This is a genomic window from Thauera linaloolentis 47Lol = DSM 12138, assembly GCF_000310205.1.
Taxonomy (GTDB): Bacteria; Pseudomonadota; Gammaproteobacteria; order Burkholderiales; family Rhodocyclaceae; genus Thauera; species Thauera linaloolentis.
In genome coordinates, this window is record NZ_AMXE01000190.1 from 1 (window position 1) to 1114 (window position 1114).

Here is a 1114-nt window from a genome sequence, read left to right on the forward strand (position 1 = left end):
GCGGCATCAAGGCCGCGCCGCACCTCCCGCCGCCGCGCGGCGCGGCAGCAGCGCCAGCCAGGCGCCGCCCAGCCCCGCCAGCACCAGCCCGCTCCACAGCAGCGACACGAACGGAAAGACCTTCACCACCGCGACCACTACCGGCGGCCCGCCTGCGGCGCTGGCCGACTCCGCCGCCTCGGCCAGCGCCGCGGGCGAAATCCAGAATTGCACGCTGCGGCCCCAGCCATGGTCGATCAGGGGGTCCAGCAGGTAGCCCGGCGTGGTGACGTGGCGGGCATAGCGGTAGTCCAGCAACTCGCAGACCTGCCGCATCGGCCCGTCGTAGCGCTCGGGCGGGCTGCGGCTGTCGCGGTAGAGCGTCTGCCCGTCCATGATCTCGCCGCGGGCGCCGCGCACCTCGACCGTGGTCAACGCGCGGACGCCGCCCTCGCCGCGCCGGCCGCCGTCGTCCGCCTCGCCGAAGCGGACGTCGGCGAGGCGGAAGGTGTAGCCATGCCGGTCCTTCACCCAGCCGGTGGAGCCCGCCGCCTCCGGCACCAGCTCATGCTGCGAATAGGTGTTGAGCGCGGTCGCCATCAGGCCGCCCCACAGCATCAGCGCCACGCCGGCATGGATCGCCGCCAGCGGCGCCGACGCCGACACGCCCTTCCAGCCCAGGCGATACCCCGACGCCGCCGCCCAGGCCACGCAGCCCGCCGCCAGGTAGGCCCCCGCGACCAGGCTCGCATCGAGCAGCGGCAACAACGCGACGATGTTCTGCGACAGGATGCCGGCGCCGGCATAGCTGCGCGTCAGCGCGCCGCCGAATCCGGTGCCCAGCCCGGCGAGGGCTGCCGCCAGCGCCAGCGACACCCAGCCCGCGCGCTTCGACAACCGGCGGAAGAAATACCAGCCGCCGACGCCGCCCAGCACCACCAGCGGCGCCAGCAGCAGGCGGGCCAGCACATAGCCGTCCACGTCCCACTGGTCGAAGGCCCGGCGCAGGGCATCCAGCTCGCCGCCGTTGGGCATCAGATTGACCAGCATGGCGAGAAAAGGCTTGTATTCCTCCGGCCGCGGCAGCCCCCCGGCCTGGGCGCCGAAGGCGAAAGCCAGTTGCGCCAGGGCCGCC

Annotated in this window: 1 pseudogene; it reads right to left on the bottom strand. The window is 73.9% G+C overall.

The window, feature by feature from the left end:
- Positions 1 to 6: 6 nt before the first annotated feature.
- A pseudogene (locus C666_RS19115) lies at positions 7 to 1114 on the bottom strand (cytochrome c biogenesis protein CcsA); the annotation flags it as partial.